Genomic DNA, 19120 nt, shown 5'->3' with positions numbered 1-19120 from the left:
GGGCGCATGAGCGCTGCTGACGAGATCCTCGACATCGTCGACGAGAACGACCGGGTCATCGGCCGGTCCCCCCGGGGCGAGGCCTACGCCGCGGGCCTGCGCCACCGCTGCGTCTTCATCCAGGCGCGCGACGCCCACGGACGGATCTTCGTCCACCGCCGCACCCCCACCAAGCTGGTCTTTCCCTCCCTCTACGACATGTTCGTCGGCGGGGTGGTCGGCGCGGGCGAGACCTACGACGACGCGGCCCTGCGCGAGGCCGAGGAGGAACTCGGGGTGAGCGGGCTGCCCCGCCCCGGGTTCCTCTTCAAGTTCCTGTACGACGACGGCGCGGGGCACAGCTGGTGGTCGGCCGTGTACGAGGTCCGCTGCGACCTCCCCGTGCACCCCCAGGCGGAGGAGGTCGCCTGGCACGGCTTCCTCCCCGAGCAGGAGATCGAACGGCGCCTGTCCGGCACGTCCGACTGGCAGTGGGTGCCGGACGGGCTGGCGGCGTACGAGCGGCTCAGGACGTACCGGGCGAAGGGCTCGGCGGGCGCCGGGTAGGGTCCTGCGGGTGATCGAGTTCGTGCGGAACGTCCGGTTGTGGTTCGCGCCCGAGGAGGTCCGGCGGGAGGGGCGGACGCCCGACTACCGGTTCTCGCTGGCCAACGAGCGTACGTTCCTGGCGTGGCTGCGGACCGCGCTGGCGCTGATCGGCGGAGGGTTCGCGGTGGACCAGTTCCTGCCGGACCTGCGCTGGGGCTGGCGGGTGGGGCTGGCGCTCGCGCTGCTGGCGGCGGGCGTGCTGTGCTCCCTGCGCGCGGTGAACCACTGGGTGCGGTGCGAGCGGGCGATGCGGCGGGGCGAGGATCTGCCGGCGTCCCGGTTCCCTGCGCTGCTGGGTGTCGTCGTCGCGGTGGTGGCCGTCGCGATGGTCCTCGTGGTGCTGTTCGGGTGGGAGGGGTGAACGGCGAGCGCGACCCGGGGCTGCAGCCCGAGCGGACCCGGCTCGCCTGGCGGCGTACGACGCTGTCGAGCACCGTCGCGGCCGTACTCGCCGTGAAGACCGCGCTGCACGGCGGGGCGTCGGCCGAGGGGATCGCCGTGGGCGCGCTGTGCTGCGCGCTCTGGCTGGCCTTCCTGCTCCTCGCCCGCCATCGCGTCCGGGTCCTCGCCGCCACCGCCACCCCCAGGGCCCTCCCCGCACGCCACGCCACGGCGGCGGTGCTGTGCGCGGTGGCGATGGCGGTGTGCGCGGCGGTGCTGGTCGTGTAGGGGCTCGCCGGCCCTCCGGCACGCGGGCGTCGCCCTCACCGCCGCCCGCCCGCGTCTTAGCCGCCTACCACCCCGTCGCCTGTGTCTCCGTCTCCGCCTCCCACTCCACCGTCACCACGATCTTTCCGCGCGTGCGCCCCTCCTCGTTCGAGCGGTGGGCGTCCGCGGCGCGTTCCAGGGGGTAGGTCTCCGAGACGTGGACGGAGACCACGCCCTGTTCCGCGAGTTCGGCCAGTCGGGTGAGGTCGTCGGAGTCGGGGCGGACGAAGTGGTAGCGGCCGCCGTAGTCGACGGCGTTCGTGTCGGCGATCGAGACCAGGCGGCCCTCGGGGGCCAGCAGGTTGGCGGAGACCTTCAGGGTGTCGCCGCCCACCGTGTCGAAGGCCGCGTCCACGCCCTCGGGTGCGAGCCCCCGCACCCGTTCGGCGAGGCCGCCGCCGTGGGCGACGGGTTCGCCGCCCAGAGAGCGTACGAAGTCGTGGTTGGCCTCGCTCGCGGTGCCGATCACCCGCGCGCCCAGGTGGCGGGCGAGCTGCACGGCGATCGAGCCGACGCCGCCCGCGGCCGCGTGGATCAGGACGGTCTCGCCGCGCTTCACCTGGAGGGCCCTGGTCAGCACCTGGTAGGCGGTGAGGCCCGCCAGCGGCAGGCCGGCGGCCTCCTCCCAGGTGAGGTTGCGCGGCTTACGGGCGAGGGTGCGCACCGGGGCGGCGACGTACTCGGCGAAGGTGCCGCGGGAGAGGAAGTCCTCGCGGACGTAACCGATGACCTCGTCGCCGACGGAGAACTCCGTGACGGCCGGGCCGGGCCGGACCACGACCCCCGAGACGTCCCAGCCGGGGACCACTGGGAAGACGGAGTCGAGGATCCCGTCGAGGTAGCCCTCGCGGGCCTTCCAGTCGACCGGGTTGACGGCCGCCGCCCGTACCTTGACCAGCACCGAGTCCGGGCCGACCTTGGGGTCGCGCACCTCCCCGTACTCGAGGACCTCGGGACCGCCGTACCGGCTGTAGCTGATGCCCTTCATGCCACCGACCCTCCGGGTTGGTCGAACGCCACGCAAGCCGGATGCCCCGACATGTTCCCTTCACGTGGCCTGTTCGCCGTCCTTTCCGCTTCACTGTCATCCCCGTCTCACCACGGGAACCCGGCCGTCCGGCCGAAAAGACGCCCCCCGACGGGTTCCCGGGTTCTGCCGAGGGAGCCGTCGGCCTAGGGTGGGGCCGATCACGTCGGGCACCGCCACTGGACTACATACCGACCGGTCGGCATCATGGGGCGGGATCCCGTTCACCTGCCGTAGGAGCGATGTATGAGCCCCGATCATCCGCCCGGACTCGACCTCGACCGGCTGCGCGCCCTGCTCGACCGTGAGCGGCCCGGTCTGGTCCACGGCCCGCTCACCGGCCGGCTGATCGAGGGCGGACGGTCGAACCTCACCTACACGGTCTCCGACGGCGAGGCGCGGTGGGTCGTACGGCGGCCCCCGCTCGGCCATGTCCTGGCCACCGCGCACGACATGAAGCGTGAGCACCGGGTGATCAGCGCCCTGCATCCGACCAGCGTGCCGGTGCCGCGTCCGATCCTGCTGTGCGAGGACGAGGAGGTGCTCGGGGCGCCGTTCTACGTCATGGAGTTCGTGGAGGGCACGCCGTACCGGACGGCCGACCAGCTGGTCCCGCTCGGCCCGGAGCGGACCCGGGAGGCCGTCCTGTCCCTCGTGGACACCCTGGTCGAGCTGCACGCGGTGGACCCGGCCGAGGTGGGCCTCGGCGACTTCGGGCGCCCCGAGGGCTTCCTGGACCGGCAGCTGCGGCGCTGGGGCAAGCAACTGGACGCCTCCCGCAACCGCGAGCTGGCCGGCATCGACGAGCTGCACGCGGCGCTGGGGCGCCGGCTGCCCCACTCCCCCGGCGCGGCCGTCGTGCACGGCGACTACCGGCTCGACAACGTCCTGATCGGCGACGACGACCGGATCAAGGCGATCCTCGACTGGGAGATGTCGACCCTCGGCGACCCGCTCACCGACCTGGGCCTGCTGGTGATGTACAGCCTGCCGCTCGGGATGCCCGACTCCCCCGTCTCGACGACCGCCGAGGCCCCGGGGCACCCGGATCCGGCCGAGCTCGTCGAGCGGTACGCCGCGCGTTCGGGGCGCGACGTCTCGGCCGTCTCCTGGTACACGGCGTTCGCCTGGTTCAAGCTCGCCGTGATCCTGGAGGGCATCCACTACCGCTACACCCTGGGCCAGACGGTCGGCCGTGGCTTCGACCGCATCGGTGACCTGGTCCCCGTCTTCATCGACCACGGACTGACCACTCTCAAGGAAGGCTGACGGCCATGGACTTCGCGTTCGACGCACGCACCGAGGAACTGCGCGCCAAGCTGCTCGCCTTCATGGACGAGTACGTGTATCCGGCCGAGGCGGTCGCCGAGGAGCAGCGCGCACGGCTCGCCTCGCCGTGGGACACCCCGGCCGTGGTGGAGGAACTGAAGGCCGAGGCGCGCCGCCAGGGCCTGTGGAACCTCTTCCTGCCCGACTCCGAGTACGGCGCCGGCCTCACCAACCTCCAGTACGCGCCGCTGGCCGAGATCACCGGCCGCAGCCCGCAGCTCGCGCCCACCGCGCTGAACTGCGCGGCCCCCGACACCGGCAACATGGAGGTGCTCGCGCAGTTCGGCGACGAGCGGCAGCGGAAGCAGTGGCTGGAGCCGCTGCTGGCCGGGGAGATCCGCTCGGCGTTCGCGATGACCGAGCCGGAGGTGGCCTCCTCCGACGCCACCAACATCACCACGCTCATCGAGCGGGACGGCGACGACTACGTCGTCACGGGCCGCAAGTGGTACATCTCCGGGGCGATGAACCCGGACTGCGCGATCTTCATCGTGATGGGCAAGACGGACCCGGACGGGGACGACATCCGCCGCCAGCAGTCCATGGTGCTCGTGCCGCGCGACACCCCTGGAGTGACCGTCAAGCGGGCGATGAAGGTGTTCGGCTACGAGGACCACTACCACGGCGGCCACGCCGAGGTGATCTTCGACCACGCGCGCGTGCCGGTGTCGAACCTCGTCGGCGAGGAGGGCGGCGGCTTCGCCATCGCCCAGGCCCGGCTCGGTCCCGGCCGTATCCATCACTGCATGCGGCTGATCGGCATGGCGGAGCGGGCCATCGAGCTGATGTGCCGGCGGGCCGTGTCCCGTACGGCGTTCGGCAAGGCGCTGGCGCAGCAGGGTGTGGTGCACAACTGGATCGCGGACGCGCGGGTGACGGTCGAGCAGCTGCGGCTGCTGGTGCTGAAGACGGCCTGGATGATGGACACCGTCGGCAACCGGGGCGCCCACACGGAGATCCAGGCGATCAAGATCGCGACGCCGCGTGCGGTCGTCGACATCATCGACCGGGCGATCCAGTTGCACGGGGCGGGGGGTGTCAGCCAGGACTTCCCGCTGGCGGAGCTGTACGCCGGGGCGCGGACGCTGATGATCGCGGACGGGCCGGACGAGGTGCATCAGCGGTCGCTGGCGCGGCGGGAGCTGAAGAAGTACGTGTGACCCGGCGGGGCGCGCGAGGGGGTTTCGCCCCCGCCGCCCCTACCCGTCCTGTCCCGTCCCCCAGGGGCTCCGCTCCTCCCACCCCGCCAGGGGGCTCTGCCCCCTGGCCCCCGGGCCTGCGCCCACCCACCACCCGACTCGGTCGGTCGGGAAGCGCACCACAACCACCCCGCCCGGCGTCGGCTTTCGAGCGCCGGTCGGGCGATTCCGCCGTTCAGGGGCCGAAGCGGGGTTCGGGGGCGGCAGCCCCCGGGGACGGGTAAGGGCGGCGGGGGCGGAGAACGCCCGGCCGGCTACGGCCGCAGTGCCCGTAGCAGCAGGTCCGCCAGGTGGTCGGCGACCTGCTGCGGGGTGAGTGGGCCGTCCGGGCGGTACCACGTCGACAGGTGGTGGACGGAACCGAAGTGGTAGTCCACCACCAGGTCCGCCGGAGTCGCCCGGGAGAACACGCCCGCCTCCTGCCCCTCCTCGACGAGCGCCCGGAAGCGTTCGTGGTAGCGGCGGCGCTCGGCGCGGACCTGCTTGTTCTTCTCGGGGCTCAGGTGGTGCATCGAGCGGAAGAAGATCATCGCGTCGTCGAGGTTCTCGATCGTCGTGACGACGACGTCGGCCGCCGCGTCTCTGAGCCGCTTCTCGATCGGCTCGTCGGCGCCGGCGAAGGCGTCCAGGCGCTCCTGCTGGACGCGCAGCACGCGCGCGTACACCTCGTGCAGGAGGTCGTCCTTGGAGCCGAAGTAGTGGTACAGCGCCCCCTTGGTGACGCCGGCCGCCTCGACGATCTCCTGCACCGAGGTGCGGTCGTAGCCCTGCTCGGCGAAGAGCCGGGTGGCGGCGGCCAGCAGCCGCTGCGGCACGGGGGTCCCGTCGCCGTCCGTCGTCCTGGGCACTGCCGCCACCTGCCTTCCGTCCGTTTTCTACTGGCTGTCGTGCGCGCGGGAACGCAGTTCCCGACGGAGGATCTTGCCACTGGCCGTCTTGGGCAAGTCGGGCAGGATCTCCACCTGGCGCGGGTATTTGTAGGCCGCCAGTCTGTCCTTGCAGTAGGCGGTGAGCGTATCGGCATCCGTGTCGGCGCCCGGACGCAGGCTGATGTACGCCTTGACGGTCTCCCCGCGGTAGCCGTCGGGGACCCCGACGACGGCCGCCTCGCGCACCGTCGGGTGGGTGTACAGCACGTCCTCGACCTCGCGCGGCCAGACCTTGAAGCCGGAGGCGTTGATCATGTCCTTCTTGCGGTCGACGACGTACAGCCAGCCCTGTTCGTCCATGAAGCCGATGTCGCCGGTGCGCAGCTCTCCGCCGGGGAAGGTCTCGGCGGTGGCGTCGGGGCGCCGCCAGTAGCCGGGGACGACCTGAGGGCCCCGCACGAGGATCTCGCCCTGCTCGCCGAACGGCACCTCCGCGCCCTGCTCGTCGACGATCCGTACGACGGTGTCGGGGCCGGGCACGCCGACCGCGAGCGTCCCGGAGACCGGGTCGACCGGCGCCTCGCGGTGGGGCGGGACGGAGGCGCAGGGGGCGGTGCACTCGGTGAGGCCGTAGCCGTTGCGGATGTACGGCCCGAAGCCCGCCCGGAACTTCTCCACCAGGGCCGGCGGCAGGGGGGCTCCGCCGGAGGAGATGTTCACGAAGGACGAGAAGTGGTCGCGGGTGACGGACGGGTGGGCGGCCAGGGCCATGAAGGCCGTGGAGGGGCCGACCGTGTAGTGCGGGCGGTGCTCGGCGAAGGCGTCCAGCACGACGCCCGCCTCGAACCGGTACGTCAGGACGAGCGTGCCCGCGCTGTTCAGACAGGCGCCCAGCTGGCAGACCATGCCGGTGATGTGGAACAGGGGCGCGAGCGCGTGGTAGACGGGCGCCTCGGGCAGGTGCAGCCCGGTGCGCTGCCGCTCGGCGTTGTACATGATGTTGGCGTGCGTGTTGGTGGCGCCCTTGGGTGTGCCGCTGGTGCCCGAGGTGTAGCTGATGAGCGCGGTGTCGGAGGGTGCCGGGTCGCGGTCGGCGGGCGCGCCATGGCCGGCGCGGGCGACGGCGGTGAGGTCGTCGGCGTCGGGTGCCTGCGGGAGCCGTTCGAAGGTGAGCACGCGCGCGTCGCCCCGGGTCTGGAAGTCCGTCTCGCACCCGGTCAGCACGATCCGCACCGGCGAGTCCGCCGCCGTCTCGCGCAGGTACGACTCCCAGGCCCGGTCGGAGCAGATCAGCGCGGCGACCTCGCCGTCGCGCAGGACGTGGGTCACCTCGCCCGCCTTGTACATCGGGTTGACGGGGACGACGGTCGCGCCCGCCTTCCAGGCGCCGAGCACGGCGAGCACGAAGTGCGGGGAGTTCTGCAGCAGGACGGCGACCCGGTCCCCGCGCCGCAGGCCCCGGGCGGCCAGGTGGCCGGCGACGGAGTCGCTCAGCTCGTCGATCTCCCGGTAGGTGAGACGCCCGTCGAAGTAGGCGAGGAAGGTGCGCTCCGGGGTTTCGGCGACGGCCCGGCGCAGGGCGTGCACCAGGGAGGCCGCGGGGGCGACCGGGGCGCGCTGGGCCTCGTCGAGGAGTGCCAGCCAGGGCTGGGCCGCGTAGGGGGATCCGGTCACCGCTCGGCCTCCCACTTCTGCTGGATGTGGTTCATGCTCGTCAGCCAGCGGTCGGGGTCGGCGGCCCGCGCCTGGTAGTACCCGGCGACCTCGGGGTGCGGCAGGATCAGGAAGCGGTCCTCCTCGATCCCCCGGAACAGGGCGTCCGCCACGGCGCTCGGCTCGATCGCGTTCGGCTTGAGGACGAGGTCGCCCGCCGTCCCGGTGGCGTCCAGCATGTCGGTGCGCACGCCCTGGGGACAGATCGCGTGGACCTTGATCCCGCGGTGGCGGTAGGTCAGCGACAGCCACTCGGCGAAGGCGTACGCGCCGTGCTTGGTGACGCTGTACGGTGCCGCGCCGATCATGGTGAGCAGCCCGGCGGCGGAGACGGTGGAGACGAACCGGCCGCTGCCGCGTTCCAGCCAGTCCGGGAGCAGGGCGTGGGCCGCGCGGACGTGGGCCATGACGTTGACGTCCCAGGACAGCGTCCACGCCTTCTCGTCGAGCGGCTTCCCGGCGTCGCCGCCCTCGCAGGCGGCGCCCGCGTTGGCGCAGTAGACGTCGACGGTGCCGCCGAGGGCGTCACGGGCGTCGGCGACGACGGCGGAGGCGTCGCCCGGGACCGCGATGCCGCCGATCTCGTCGGCGACGGACGTCGCCCGGTCCGCGTCCAGGTCGTTGACGACGACCCGGGCTCCCTCGGCGGCGAAGCGGCGGGCAAGGGCGGCGCCTATGCCGCCTCCCGCTCCGGTGACGATCACTTTGGCACCCAGCACGGCTCCCACCTTCGGTCCCCTTCGACACGGTCCGGCTCCCCCGCCCGGTCAGACTAACCGGTCGGTATGTTGCACGACCAGCCCCTGAGGGCCCCCGCCTGCGACACCGCCGGCGCCGGCCGTCGCGTGCCCTCAGGGCGACTCAGCCCGCCCGGGGGTGGCCTCCCCGGGGGAGATCGAGGACGAGGCCCGTCCAGGGCCGAGGCGGGGGGCCGAGGGGGGCAGCCCCGGGGGCCCGGACGGGCCCGGGACGGGCCGGGGACGGGCCGGCAGACGGAGCCCGGGGCGTTCCGGCGGGTGCGGTCAAAACATCTGCCGCAGGGATGAGCGTGACGTCTGGTCAATTCCCTCCGTTGGCAGGACGATGCGCCCACCTGGTGCGCGGTCGCGGGGGACGAAGGGGCCTGGCATGGCGGATCCGGCGATGAGTGTGACTCCCTACTGGGAGCTGACCTTCGACGCCGACGGTGACGTCGACGGCGGACAGCGGGACCGGCTGCTGGCCGGCGTGTCCCGGCACGGGGTGCGGGATCTGATCGTCTTCGCGCACGGCTGGAACAACGACCGCTCGGGCGCGACCCGGCTCTACAGCCGCTTCTTCGCGCCGATCCCCGGGCTGGCCCCGGCGGCGAGGATCGGGTACGTGGGTGTGGTGTGGCCGTCGATGCGGTTCTCCGACGAGCCGATCCCGGACCTCCCGCGGTCCGTCGCGGCCGAGCCGGCCCGGCGCCCGGCGCTCGACAAGGACACCCGGCACGCGCTGCTGGAGACGTTCCCGGGCCGGGCCGTGGTGGTCGAGCAGATCGCGCGGATGCTGGAGCAGCGGCCGCGCGAGGAGGCCGAGCTGGAGGAGTTCGGGCGGCTGGTGCGGCTGCTGGTGGACGTGGTGCCGCCGGGACCGCAGGCGCTGTTCGCGGCGGACACCCTGGCGGAGGGGGTCCCGCAGAACGAGCCGGAGATGTTCTCCGGGTCCACGGTGGAGACCTGCGAGGAGTTCGCGCGGGCGCTGTCCCGCCTCGAATCCCCTGAGGGGGTCGCCGGGTTCGGGCTGCCCGACCCGTGGGACGGTGCGCACGAGCTGCTGCGGCAGGCGACGTACTACGCGATGAAGCGGCGGGCGGGGACGGTCGGTGAGCGGGGGCTCGGGCCGCTGGTCGGCCGGCTGGCCGGCGCGGCGCCGCAGGTGCGGGTGCATCTGGTGGGGCACAGCTTCGGCGGGCGGCTGGTGTCGTTCGCGCTGCGCGGGCTGCCCGAGGGGGTGCGCGCGGTGAAGTCGGTGACGCTGCTCCAGGGGGCCTTCTCGCACTACGCGTTCGCCACCCGGCTGCCGCACGACGCGCGCGCGGGAGGCGTGCTGCAGGGACAGCAGAACCGCATCGACGGGCCTCTGGTGTGCTGTCACTCGCGCCACGACTCGGCGCTGGGCACGATCTACCCCCTGGCCTCCCGGATGGCGGGCGACGCCCGGGGAGCGAGTGCGGAGTTCGGCGTCGGGAAGCTGCTCGGCGCCAAGTGGGGGGCGATGGGGTACGGCGGTGTGCAGGCGGTGCCGGGCACGCGCGCGTGCACGCTCGCCGAGGCGCTGGCCCGGCCGCTGCCGACGTCGGGGTGTGTGAACGTCGACGTGGCGGCGGTGGTCCGGCGCGGCGGGGCGCCGGCCGGGGCGCACAGCGACATCGTGCACCCCGAACTGGCGCGGGTCGTGCTCGCGGCGGGCCGCGTCCGCTGAGTCCGCTGAGGACGCAGCCCGCCGCGACGCGGGCTCACCGGTGGGAGGTGAACTCCACCACCTGCTGGTAGGTGGGCCGGTTCTGCCAGCTGATGTTGCCGTGCTTGATGCCGCCGAGGGTGCGCTGGACGATCGAGTCGGCGCACCACTGGTTGCCCGCGGCGCACAGCTCGTCACCGGGGTAGACCTGGGCCGCGGTCTTGCCGGCCGCCTCCTTCAGCGTGCTGATCAGGATGTCCCGGCAGGCGCCGATGCTGCCGCCGCCGCAGTACTTCTGTGCCAGCGGGCCCTGCACCGACTGTCCGAGCACCGCCCGGATGTCCTTGTCGACATAGCTCCACCAGCCGTATTGGAAGGAGCTTCCGGCGTGCGACCCGGTCGGGCCGTGGGCGGCCGACGGTGACTCGTCGACGGGCAGATTGGCGGTGAAGGCGGTGTACAGCTCGGAGCCGAGGCCCGGTTCGAACTCGGCCTTCACCAGCAGCGGCCACCAGGCGTCCAGGATGCGGATCGCGTCGGCGTCGGCGTACGTCTTCGAACCGGCCGTGGTCTCGGTGCGCTTGCCGCCCGCGGTCAGCCAGGTCTGGAGCTTGCCGACCGCCGCCGACGCCGTGGTGTCGGTGACCGGGGAGCTGTTGATCACCTTCAGCAGGTCGGGCAGGACGTCCTCGGCGCGCAGGTCGGCGAGGGCCGCGTCGGCCATCGCCTTCACCAGCGAGGCACGGGTGACGCCGCCGGCCTGGACCAGCTTCTTCACCCGGGTCTCGAGGAGGTTGCCGCGGTGCACCGAGCCGTCGCCCCAGGGCGCGGTCGTGTAGTCCTTGGCCTGCTTGTTGTTCCAGGAGATGTAGTAGTCCTGGTCGATGGAGTTGGGGTGCGCCGAGGCCGGCGTGTACTCGGCCGTGTTGGTCGTCGGGTTCCAGTTCCTCCACTCGTAGGCGGACTGCGCCCACACCGGGAACTCGGCGTCGACGCCGTTCGCGCGCACCGGGTTGTCGCCGCTGTTGTAGTACGCGGTGTGCTCGGAGTCGGCGTAGAACCAGTTGAAGGTGTAGTTGATGTGCTGCACCGCGCTCTGGAAGGTCTCCGGGCCCTTCACGTAGTCCGGGTCGTTCAGCATCTGGAAGCCGATGATGGAGTCGGCCTCGTGCAGGAACGAGGAGCGCAGCGTGGTGTAGGCGACCTTCTTGCCGCCGACGGTGGCGCGGTACTCGACGGGGCCGTACTTGGTGCGCCAGGCGCGCATCGTGTACGAGCCGGCGGCGGTGCCGTCGGCCGTGGTCGGCTTCCAGGCGTTCTTCTGCTCGACCTTCTCCATCGCCGTGCAGGTGCCGCGGTACAGGTAGTGGTAGTCGTCCTGGCACAGCTCGACGGCGTAGGTGTCGATGATGTCCTGGCCGGAGGTGGTGGCGCTCCAGGAGTAGTCCTGGCCGCGGCCGAGCTCGACGTACATGCTCAGGCCGGCGAAGGAGGCGCCGCGGGCGCTGATGCCGGGGCCCTGGAGCTCCTGGAGCAGGAGCAGCTGCGGGGCGAAGTAGCCGGTCTGCGGGCCGAACACGGCGACCGGGTGGCCGCTGGCGGTGTGGTCGCCGCCGACGACGAGGGCGTTGGACATGCCGCGCTTGGCCGAGGTCATGGCCGTCTTCGCCGCGGTGGTGGAGGCGGTCGCGGCGCCGGCGGTGGCGGCGCTGCCGGTGCGGTCGTAGACCAGCTGTTCCTCGACCACCGAACCGGGGTCGGGCAGTGCCAGGCCCTGCGGGTTCTCGGGCCTGACGGCGTACGGGAAGCTCTTGCCGTCGTGGAGGGTCAGGACGGCCTCGGGGTCGTTGCGCTCCCGGAAGGACTCCCAGACCTTGGTGCCCTGCTCGACGCCGTACTTCTCCTGCGCGGCCAGCAGGGAGATCGCGTTGTTGACCTCGCCGCCGCCCCCGGAGCCGAAGAGGGCGCCGATGACCGAGCCGAGGGCCACCAGGTCGGTGATCTTGAAGTGATCTATGGTCCCGGCGTTGGTGATTGAGTCTTTGTGGCCGGTCAGGACGTATTCACCGGGGAAGTAGCGGCCGCTGTCGGAGGCGTCGATGTAGGCGTTGATGCCGTCGAGGTAGGCCTTGGCGTCGGTCAGGGCCTGCTGGCCGCGGGCGCCGTTGGTGGCGACGGCGTTGTCGATCTGGGCCTGGAGGTCGGCCTCGGTGTAGGGCGCGTTGCGCCAGAACTGTTGCTCCAGGCCCTGGTTGGAGGCCGCGCCGCCCGCGAAGGAGGTGAGTTGTCCCCGGCCGACGTGCCGGAACACGTCCATGAGCCACAGCCGGTCCTCGGCTGCGGCGTAACCGGCGCCGAACTCGGTGCCGTATCTGGTGGTGCCGGTGATGTGCGGGACGCCCGTCTTCTTGTCGCGGACGATCGTGACGTCGCTGCGGCCGGCGGGCTTGACTGTGGAGGCGACTTGGTCGGCAGGGACCCCGAACGACGCGTCGTTGAAGAACGTGTTGATGGTGGCGTTGGTGAGGGTGGAGTAGCCCTTGGCCAGGTTCGCGTAGGGGCCGAGCTGGTCCTCGGCGTGCGCGGGCTGGGTGCCGAAGGCCTGGTTGAGCAGGATCTGGGCGAGGGTGGCGTTGCCGTTCTGCCCGGGCGGCAGGATGTCGGAACACTGGGTCCCGCAGTAGTCGTTGGCGGCGGTGACCTGGGCGGCGGCCGCTTGCCCGGACAGCCCGGCGGCTGCCGCGGCGGGGGAAAGAGGCGCCAAAAGACCGGCCATCAGGGTGCATACGGATGCGGTCTTCAGGAACCCGGGGAATCTGCCGGGAGTTCTCAGTCTGTCGAGAGCGGTGGGAGTGGTTCGCCGTGGCATCGGCAGCTCCTGGTGACGGGGGTGGCCGAGAGGTTACCGCCGGTATCCCCGGGATTGAAGATGAACATGCGTCACTTTTGGGAGTCGCCTCATCCGGCTTATGGGCGGCATCGGAAATCGAATGGAGCCGAAGGGAGCCGAATCGCGTGTCGATACGTCTATTCGGCGACGTCGTGCGAAGTCCGTGCGATGACGCCGAAGTGACCGAAGTACAGGTGCAGATGTGACGGAGGTGCAAGGCGATGGCCGGTTTCCGGAGTCTGGCGAGACAGGTGCGCGACCCGCGGTGCGATCTGGCGCTGCGGCGGTACTCACTGCGCAAGTGCCTCGAGCGGTTCGCTCCCTACGGGCACAGGGCGACCTGGGACCATCTCTGCTCCCGGGCCGGGTTCGGTCCCGAGGACCGCTCCCCCGATCCAGCGCGGCTCGTGGCCGCGTTGGAGGAGCTGGAGGAGGCACGGGCGGTGTGGCTGGCCTATGAGGTCGAGTTCGCCGAGCGCCGCAGGAAGGAGAAGCACGACGGGCTGCGCAGGCCGGGCACCGTGGACGACTGGCACCGGCTGACCTGGGGCGGCTTCGGAGTGGCGTGGTGCGACGACCCGCGCGTCCATCCCCGTGAGCCGCTGGCCGAGGTACTGCGCCGGCTGATCGCCGCGCTGGAGCGCGAACCGGGCTCCTCCTGCCCGGTGTGCGAGGGCGAACGGCTGGTGTGGAAGTACGACCTGGACCACGAGCCGTCGGCGGGGCCGGTCTGCGTGGACTGCGGCATACTCGTCCCGCGTCCCGTGCTGACACCCGAGGCCCTGGCGTACGCCAGGCGTGGACGGCTGTTGGTGTCGGCCTGAGAGCACGGCGGGGGTGCGCCGGGGATGCCGCACCCCCTGTTTCGCCGGATTCGGCCGGACCGGGCGTTGTCAGTGCCGGGTGTCACCATCGAGGCATGGTGCAGGTCTGTCTGAACGGGACGCGGGGGGCCGCCGACGGTGCGGCGGTGCCGCTGTCGCCGGAGGCGTTGGCCGAGTCGGCGGCCGAGGCCGTCGCGGCGGGGGCCACGGATGTCCATGTCCATCCCAAGACGCCGTGCGGACAGGACACGCTGTCGCCGCGGGTGGTCGCGGCGACGCTGGAGGCGATACGGGCGCGGGTGGCGGTGCCGGTGGGCGTGACCACGGGCGCCTGGGCCGAGCCCGATCCCGCGGACCGGGTGGCGAGGGTGCGCGCCTGGACCGTCCTGCCCGACCACGCGTCGGTCAACTGGCATGAGCCGGGTGCGGAGGAACTGGCCACCGCCTTGATGGAACTCGGGGTCGGTGTGGAGGCCGGCCTCTGGTCCGGGACGGACGGGGCCGCCCGTTTCGCCGTCTCGCCGTGCGCGCCGAGGGTGCTGCGGGTGCTGGCGGAGGTGACGGCCACGACCCCCGGCGGCGCGGAGGCGTCGGCGCGGGCCCTGCTGTCCGACCTCGGGTCCGCCCTCCCCGACGCTCGGCTCGGCTCGAGCGGGAGCCACCCCCCTCGCCCTGTGCTGCTGCACGGGATGGACGAGGGTGCGTGGCCCGTGCTGCGGCTGGCGGGACGGTGGGGGCTGGCGACCAGGATCGGCCTGGAGGACACGCTGTTCCTGCCGGACGGACAACGGGCGCGGTCCAACGCTCAGTTGGTGGCGGAGGCGCTGTCCCAGTACGGGTGCGCCCAGCGGTCGTCGTAGGGAAGGGCGAGGAGTTCGGCTCGGGTGGCGAGGTCGGTCTCGCCCGCGGCACGCAGGCGTACGGCGCCGGGGCCGGAGAGCCAGGCGCGCAGGTCCGCGACGCCGGCTTCGACGCTGTCGTCGTACCACCAGGAGAAGGGTGAGGCGTCGGACAGCAGGTCGTAGAGCCAGACGTCGGCGCAGTGGGCGAGGTGCGCCTCGGCGACCGGTCCGGTGACCCACGCCTCCAGGAACGGGGTCACCGTCCCGGCGATCGTCACGCAGGTGTCGAAGATGTCGTCGATGCCGTACGGCGGCTCGGGCGTCATGAGGGCGTCCTGCCACCAGGCGTGCAGGAACGTCTCGATCGCGGTGACCTGCTCGGCCGGCCACGAGCGCCATTCCACCCGGGACAGCCCGTGAGCCCCGTAACCGATCGCGCCCAGGGTGCCGTCGGCCATCGCCCGTGCGCCCTGGGGCAGCAGGCGCCGCATCACGGCCGCGTGGTCGTCGAAGTGGTCGGACACCTCGAAGAGGTAGTACTGCACCACGTCCACAGGCATCCGCACGTCCGGCGTGCGCAGATACGCGGTCTCCTCGGGTGCGTGACAGTAGCCGCAGCCGGTCTCGGCGGGGCTCGTGAAACCGCTGAAGACGGTGTCGACGGCGGCGAGAGCTGTGTCAAGGGCGGCGGAGGACATGGGTCGGTCCCGTCAGGACTCCGTGCGCGGCGGCGTCGCCGTCGGCCGAAGAGCGTGACGCTACCAGCCGCTAATCAGGTCGCTCCACCCCATTCCCGTGGAGACAGTTGGGGGCGATGAAACATCCCTGAGGTCCGGAAGGAGCCCCTGATGTCGACGCTGCGCGTCACCGCCGAAGTGCTGACCGTCCATGAGCATCCCAACGCCGACGCCCTCGAACTGGCCCAGGTGGGCCTGTACCGGGCCGTCGTCGCCAAGGGCGCCTACCGCACCGGGGAGGCCGCGGTCTACATCCCCGAGCAGGCGGTGCTGCCGGCCGGGCTGATCGAGGAGCTGGGGCTGACCGGGCGGCTGGCGGGGAGCGGGGCGGACCGGGTCAAGGCGGTGCGGCTGCGGGGTGAGCTGTCGCAGGGGATCGTGTGCCGGCCGACGGCGCTGGCCGACGTCGACCTCGTGCGGGCGGCGGCGGAGGGGACCGACTTCGCGGAGCGGCTCGGCATCACCAAGTGGGTGCCGCCGATCCCGCCCACGATGAACGGGGAGGTCGAGTCGGCGCCGGATCTGCTGCCGTGGGTCGACATCGAGAACATCCAGCGTTATCCCGGCATCTTCGCGGCCGGCGAGCCGGTGGTGCTGACGGAGAAGCTGCACGGGTCGGCGTGCCTGCTCACGTATGTCGCCGGCGAGGGGCGGGCGTACGTCTCCTCCAAGGGCTTCGGGGCGAAGTCGCTGGCGCTGAAGGAGGACCCCCGGAACCTGTACTGGCGCGCCGTGCGGGGCCACGGCGTCGCCGAGGCGGCCGCCCGGCTCGCCGAGCGGCTCGGCGCGCGGCGCGTCGGCATCTTCGGCGAGGTGTACGGCGCGGGGGTGCAGGACCTCACGTATGGCGCCGACGGGCGCCGGGACACCCTCGGGTACGCGGTGTTCGACGTGTCCGCGGAGATCGAGGGGACGGTGAAGTGGCTGGACCCGGCGGAGGCACTGGACGGTGAACTTCCGCTGGTCCCCCGGCTGTTCGAGGGTCCGTACGACAGCGAGCGCGTGCTGGAGCTGGCGAGCGGACGGGAGACGGTGTCCGGGCGGGAACTGCATCTGCGGGAGGGCGTGGTGATACGGCCCGCCGTGGAGCGGTACAGCCCGGTCACCGGGGGGCGGGCGATCGCCAAGGCGGTGAGCGCGGCTTATCTGACGCGGAAGGGTGGGACGGAGTACGAGTGAGGGGTGGCGGGTGAGTTGGCGTGGCGCGGGCCGGCCGGCCATCCCGGGTGCGACGCCGGTCGTGTCGCGGACCGCGCCCAGGTGCCCGGGGTGTCGCGCGGGTCGATCGGTCACCCGGCGTCGGTGCGGCGGGTGTCACGTCGGGTCGATCGGTCACCCGGCGTCGGTGTCGGGGGGTGGGTCGCGCAGCCCGGCGCTGACGGGGTGCCGCCGCGCCCACCCGTGCCGCCCCAGCGGCACGACTGCCCGCGGTTCGACGGCGCGGCCGGGTCGCTCCGCTCGCACCAGGCCTACGGGCGGTTGGGCGGCGTGCGTGGTCGGCGTTGGGGTCAGGAGTGCCCTGGCCTGTTCTCCCGTCGGGGTTGGCGGCCTGGCCGTTTGTCCTTTCTCTCCACCAACAGCCGCGACCCCGACTGGCGTTCGCCGAAGACGTCGTCGGGGTTGGAGAGGACGCAGGTGTCGAGGGACAGGCAGCCGCAGCCGATGCAGTCGGCCAGGTGCTCACGGAGGCGGTTGAGTTGTTTGATGCGTTCTTCCAGTTCGACGCGCCAGGTCTCGGAGAGGCGGGCCCAGTCCTCGCGGGTGGGGGTGCGTTCCTCGGGGAGTTCGGCGAGGGCCTCGCGGATCGTGGCGAGAGGGATGCCGACGCGCTGGGCGGCGCGGACGAAGGCGACGCGGCGGAGGGTGTCGCGGGAGTAGCGGCGCTGGTTGCCCGAGGTGCGACGGCTGCTGATCAGGCCCTTGGACTCGTAGAAGTGCAGGGCGGAGACGGCGGCGCCGCTGCGGGCGGCGAGCTGGCCGACCGTGAGTTCGTGGATCTTCTCTGGGATCTGGGGCACCCCTCGAAGCCTACCCATCGGTTCAGCCGCCGCCGATCGCCCCGGTTCGGCTCTGGGGACGGCCGGGGTCGGCCGGGGTCGGCCCCGGATCGGCCCGGATCGGCCCGGATCGGCCCTCCATCGGCCGGGCTCGGCCCGGATCGGCCCTCCATCGGCCGGGCTCGGCCCGGATCGGCCCTCCATCGGCCGGGCTCGGCCCGGATCGGCCGGGCTCGGCCCGCATCGGCCGGGCTCGGCCCGCATCGGCCGGGCTCGGCCCGCATCGGCCGGGCTCGGCCCGCATCGGCCGGGGTCGGCCCGGATCGGCCGGGGTCGGCCGGATCCGTTGACACGGGCCCCGGCCTTTACCATGCTAAGCAGTCGCTTAGATAAATGCCGAGTATGGCTTCGTGACGCGAGAGGGCCCGAGACATGGCAGAGCCGAGGATCTTCACGTCCGCCGACGACCTGAGGGCGGCGGTGGGCGAGCAGCTGGGTTACACGGACTGGCTGGAGATCGACCAGAAGCGGATCGACCTGTTCGCGGAGGCCACCGGTGACCACCAGTGGATCCACGTCGATCCGGAGAAGGCCGCCGCGGGGCCGTTCGGCACCACCATCGCGCACGGATACCTGACGCTGTCGCTGCTGCCGCTCTTCGGGCCGCAGCTGATCGCCGTCGAGGGCGTGAAGATGGGCGTCAACTACGGGACGAACAAGGTGCGTTTCCCCGCCCCGGTTCCGGTCGGTTCACGGCTGCGTGCCACCGCGACGATCTCCGGCGTCGACGACGTGCCCGGCGGCGTCCAGGTCACCGTCGCCTTCACCGTGGAGCGGGAGGGCGGGGACAAGCCGGTGTGCGTGGCCGAGTCCGTGTCCCGGTACTACCTCTGAGCGGTCCCGGCGGGGGCTACTTCGCCGCCCCCACCATCCGCAGCACGAGGTCGGCGTAGAGCGCGCCGACCTCGTCGGGCGTGCGCGGGCCGTTGATGTTGAACCAGCGGGCCACGTCGATGCAGAGGGAGAGCACGGCGAGGGTGGTGCCGTGGACGTCCGGGACGTCGAACTCTCCCGCCGCCACGCCCTCCTCGATGATCCCGCGCACCTCGGCGTCGACCTGCCGGCGCAGATCGAGGATCTCGGCACGGGCGTCGGGGCCGAGGGCCTCCAGTTCGTACTGCACGACCCGGGCGGTGGTGCGCCGCCCGGCGTGCCAGCGGACGAAGGAGCTCACGGCCTCGGCGAGCCGCTGCGTCGCGGTGCCCTCGCCGCTCGCGGCCGCGCGCAGGATGCCCAGCGCGCGGTCGTGACCGATCCGGCTGATGCGGTGGAGCAGTTCTTCCTTGGTCTTGTAGTGGATGTAGAGGGCGGCCGGGCTCATGCCCGCACGGCTCGCGATGTCACGGGTCGTCGTCGCGTGGTAGCCGCGCTCGGCGAAGGCCTCCACGGCGGCGACGAGCAGTCGCCGGGCCGCGTCAGGGGTGACCTCTTCCCACGGCTCGATCTCGCCGCCGGCCGTCTCCTGAGCCGTACTCATCGCTCGCTCGCCCCTCTCGCTGCAGGAGCTACACCATACCGCCGAAGGTGAGCGCTCGCTTAGCGTGCCCGCTCGGTCCGGTTCAGAGCTTCTCGAAGGGGTCGTGTTCGGCGAGAAGCTTCTCCAGGCGGGCCTGGTCCACCCGGCTCACGATCTGTCCGGCCTCCTGCCGGTCACGGATCACCTTCGCCAGGGTGAAGGCGGAGGTCACCAGGTACAGGACCGCGATCGCGAGGAAGCCCCGCACCCAGGCGTCGGTGTTCAGCTGGTAGATGCCGATGGACGTGGCCGCCATGGCGATGGCGAAGGAGGCGACGGCCTGGCCGTAGAACGCGGCCGTGCTCTGCTGCTTGACCGGTGTGTCACTCATGGGGAAAGGATCCTGCGCGGGTGGCTCGCGTCACATCCGCGCAGATACTCAAGCCGCGTACTC

At 72.1% G+C, this 19120-nt stretch carries 19 protein-coding genes; 10 read left to right on the top strand and 9 right to left on the bottom strand.

Annotated elements, in window-relative coordinates; translation table 11 throughout:
* The first annotated feature begins 6 nt into the window (after positions 1-6).
* The 3 genes from ACPT94_RS25700 to ACPT94_RS25690 are packed head-to-tail and all read left to right on the top strand — an operon-like array spanning position 7 to position 1257.
* Entirely contained in the window at positions 7-546 is a 540-nt protein-coding gene (locus ACPT94_RS25700) for an NUDIX hydrolase (RefSeq protein ID WP_360348432.1), read from the top strand.
* A gap of 10 nt (positions 547-556) precedes the next feature.
* Entirely contained in the window at positions 557-949 is a 393-nt protein-coding gene (locus tag ACPT94_RS25695) for a YidH family protein (protein ID WP_360348435.1), read from the top strand.
* Positions 937-1257, top strand: coding sequence for a DUF202 domain-containing protein (locus ACPT94_RS25690; protein ID WP_425246910.1), 321 nt, complete (start codon positions 937-939; stop codon positions 1255-1257). Before ACPT94_RS25695 ends, ACPT94_RS25690 begins: the two co-directional genes overlap by 13 nt.
* A gap of 64 nt (positions 1258-1321) precedes the next feature.
* Here the strand turns inward: ACPT94_RS25690 and ACPT94_RS25685 are convergent, their stop codons facing one another.
* Positions 1322-2284, bottom strand: a complete 963-nt coding sequence (locus ACPT94_RS25685; RefSeq protein WP_425246909.1) for an NADP-dependent oxidoreductase — start codon at positions 2282-2284, stop codon at positions 1322-1324.
* A gap of 285 nt (positions 2285-2569) precedes the next feature.
* Between ACPT94_RS25685 and ACPT94_RS25680 the strand changes: the two genes are divergently transcribed.
* Together ACPT94_RS25680 and ACPT94_RS25675 are read left to right on the top strand one after the other, a co-directional pair.
* On the top strand, positions 2570-3592 hold the full coding sequence (locus ACPT94_RS25680; RefSeq protein ID WP_360348444.1) for a phosphotransferase family protein: 1023 nt from the start codon (positions 2570-2572) through the stop codon (positions 3590-3592).
* A gap of 5 nt (positions 3593-3597) precedes the next feature.
* Positions 3598-4812 (top strand): acyl-CoA dehydrogenase family protein, encoded by a 1215-nt coding sequence (locus ACPT94_RS25675; protein ID WP_360348447.1) that lies wholly within the window; start codon positions 3598-3600, stop codon positions 4810-4812.
* A gap of 293 nt (positions 4813-5105) precedes the next feature.
* On the opposite strand, the gene ACPT94_RS25670 is transcribed toward ACPT94_RS25675, so the two are convergent.
* The 3 genes from ACPT94_RS25670 to ACPT94_RS25660 are packed head-to-tail and all read right to left on the bottom strand — an operon-like array spanning position 5106 to position 8161.
* Positions 5106-5699, bottom strand: coding sequence for a TetR/AcrR family transcriptional regulator (locus ACPT94_RS25670; protein WP_360348450.1), 594 nt, complete (start codon positions 5697-5699; stop codon positions 5106-5108).
* Positions 5700-5726: 27 nt separating this feature from the next.
* The gene (locus ACPT94_RS25665; protein WP_425246908.1) at positions 5727-7394 is read right to left on the bottom strand and encodes a class I adenylate-forming enzyme family protein; all 1668 of its coding nucleotides are present in this window, start codon (positions 7392-7394) and stop codon (positions 5727-5729) included.
* Positions 7391-8161, bottom strand: coding sequence for an SDR family oxidoreductase (locus ACPT94_RS25660; protein ID WP_360348456.1), 771 nt, complete (start codon positions 8159-8161; stop codon positions 7391-7393). Before ACPT94_RS25660 ends, ACPT94_RS25665 begins: the two co-directional genes overlap by 4 nt.
* 400 nt (positions 8162-8561) lie before the next feature.
* Here ACPT94_RS25660 and ACPT94_RS25655 point away from each other — a divergent pair, with 400 nt between their 5' ends.
* Positions 8562-9881 carry a serine-threonine protein kinase gene (locus tag ACPT94_RS25655; RefSeq protein WP_360348459.1) on the top strand — a complete coding sequence of 440 codons (1320 nt, stop codon included), beginning with the start codon at positions 8562-8564 and terminating at the stop codon, positions 9879-9881.
* Positions 9882-9915: 34 nt separating this feature from the next.
* Here the strand turns inward: ACPT94_RS25655 and ACPT94_RS25650 are convergent, their stop codons facing one another.
* Positions 9916-12729: a penicillin acylase family protein gene (locus ACPT94_RS25650; RefSeq protein ID WP_425246907.1), complete on the bottom strand. Its 2814-nt coding sequence runs from the start codon at positions 12727-12729 to the stop codon at positions 9916-9918.
* Positions 12730-12971: 242 nt separating this feature from the next.
* On the opposite strand from ACPT94_RS25650, the gene ACPT94_RS25645 reads away from it, so the two are divergent.
* Together ACPT94_RS25645 and ACPT94_RS25640 are read left to right on the top strand one after the other, a co-directional pair.
* Entirely contained in the window at positions 12972-13574 is a 603-nt protein-coding gene (locus ACPT94_RS25645; protein WP_360348465.1) for a hypothetical protein, read from the top strand.
* A 95-nt stretch (positions 13575-13669) separates the two neighbouring features.
* A complete protein-coding gene (locus ACPT94_RS25640; protein ID WP_360348468.1) occupies positions 13670-14434 on the top strand; it encodes a 3-keto-5-aminohexanoate cleavage protein in 765 nt (254 codons plus the stop codon).
* Here ACPT94_RS25640 and ACPT94_RS25635 read toward each other — a convergent pair.
* Positions 14380-15114: a hypothetical protein gene (locus tag ACPT94_RS25635; protein ID WP_360348471.1), complete on the bottom strand. Its 735-nt coding sequence runs from the start codon at positions 15112-15114 to the stop codon at positions 14380-14382. The genes ACPT94_RS25640 and ACPT94_RS25635 overlap by 55 nt on opposite strands.
* Before the next feature lie 150 nt (positions 15115-15264).
* On the opposite strand from ACPT94_RS25635, the gene ACPT94_RS25630 reads away from it, so the two are divergent.
* A complete protein-coding gene (locus tag ACPT94_RS25630) occupies positions 15265-16332 on the top strand; it encodes an RNA ligase (ATP) (RefSeq protein WP_425246906.1) in 1068 nt (355 codons plus the stop codon).
* A gap of 329 nt (positions 16333-16661) precedes the next feature.
* On the opposite strand, the gene soxR is transcribed toward ACPT94_RS25630, so the two are convergent.
* Positions 16662-17171, bottom strand: coding sequence for a redox-sensitive transcriptional activator SoxR (soxR, locus tag ACPT94_RS25625; RefSeq protein WP_360348477.1), 510 nt, complete (start codon positions 17169-17171; stop codon positions 16662-16664).
* A 411-nt stretch (positions 17172-17582) separates the two neighbouring features.
* On the opposite strand from soxR, the gene ACPT94_RS25620 reads away from it, so the two are divergent.
* Positions 17583-18044 carry a MaoC family dehydratase gene (locus ACPT94_RS25620; RefSeq protein WP_360348480.1) on the top strand — a complete coding sequence of 154 codons (462 nt, stop codon included), beginning with the start codon at positions 17583-17585 and terminating at the stop codon, positions 18042-18044.
* A 16-nt stretch (positions 18045-18060) separates the two neighbouring features.
* Here the strand turns inward: ACPT94_RS25620 and ACPT94_RS25615 are convergent, their stop codons facing one another.
* Positions 18061-18687: a TetR/AcrR family transcriptional regulator gene (locus ACPT94_RS25615; RefSeq protein ID WP_425246905.1), complete on the bottom strand. Its 627-nt coding sequence runs from the start codon at positions 18685-18687 to the stop codon at positions 18061-18063.
* Positions 18688-18769: 82 nt separating this feature from the next.
* The gene (locus ACPT94_RS25610; protein ID WP_360348486.1) at positions 18770-19057 is read right to left on the bottom strand and encodes a YiaA/YiaB family inner membrane protein; all 288 of its coding nucleotides are present in this window, start codon (positions 19055-19057) and stop codon (positions 18770-18772) included.
* Positions 19058-19120 lie beyond the last annotated feature (63 nt).

The sequence above is a fragment of the Streptomyces aurantiaciflavus genome, from assembly GCF_049808595.1.
Taxonomy (GTDB): Bacteria; Actinomycetota; Actinomycetes; order Streptomycetales; family Streptomycetaceae; genus Streptomyces.
This window is presented reverse-complemented; position numbering and strand designations above follow the sequence as displayed.

Excerpts from the sequence above, each read along its gene's own strand:
- ACPT94_RS25700 (WP_360348432.1), top strand. The coding sequence starts at position 7 with ATGAGCGCTGCTGACGAGATCCTCGACATCGTCGACGAGAACGACCGG.
- ACPT94_RS25685 (WP_425246909.1), bottom strand. The coding sequence starts at position 2,284 with ATGAAGGGCATCAGCTACAGCCGGTACGGCGGTCCCGAGGTCCTCGAG.
- ACPT94_RS25680 (WP_360348444.1), top strand. The coding sequence starts at position 2,570 with ATGAGCCCCGATCATCCGCCCGGACTCGACCTCGACCGGCTGCGCGCC.
- ACPT94_RS25675 (WP_360348447.1), top strand. The coding sequence starts at position 3,598 with ATGGACTTCGCGTTCGACGCACGCACCGAGGAACTGCGCGCCAAGCTG.
- ACPT94_RS25655 (WP_360348459.1), top strand. The coding sequence starts at position 8,562 with ATGGCGGATCCGGCGATGAGTGTGACTCCCTACTGGGAGCTGACCTTC.
- ACPT94_RS25650 (WP_425246907.1), bottom strand. The coding sequence starts at position 12,729 with ATGCCACGGCGAACCACTCCCACCGCTCTCGACAGACTGAGAACTCCC.
- ACPT94_RS25645 (WP_360348465.1), top strand. The coding sequence starts at position 12,972 with ATGGCCGGTTTCCGGAGTCTGGCGAGACAGGTGCGCGACCCGCGGTGC.
- ACPT94_RS25640 (WP_360348468.1), top strand. The coding sequence starts at position 13,670 with ATGGTGCAGGTCTGTCTGAACGGGACGCGGGGGGCCGCCGACGGTGCG.
- ACPT94_RS25635 (WP_360348471.1), bottom strand. The coding sequence starts at position 15,114 with ATGTCCTCCGCCGCCCTTGACACAGCTCTCGCCGCCGTCGACACCGTC.
- ACPT94_RS25630 (WP_425246906.1), top strand. The coding sequence starts at position 15,265 with ATGTCGACGCTGCGCGTCACCGCCGAAGTGCTGACCGTCCATGAGCAT.
- ACPT94_RS25620 (WP_360348480.1), top strand. The coding sequence starts at position 17,583 with ATGGCAGAGCCGAGGATCTTCACGTCCGCCGACGACCTGAGGGCGGCG.
- ACPT94_RS25615 (WP_425246905.1), bottom strand. The coding sequence starts at position 18,687 with ATGAGTACGGCTCAGGAGACGGCCGGCGGCGAGATCGAGCCGTGGGAA.
- ACPT94_RS25610 (WP_360348486.1), bottom strand. The coding sequence starts at position 19,057 with ATGAGTGACACACCGGTCAAGCAGCAGAGCACGGCCGCGTTCTACGGC.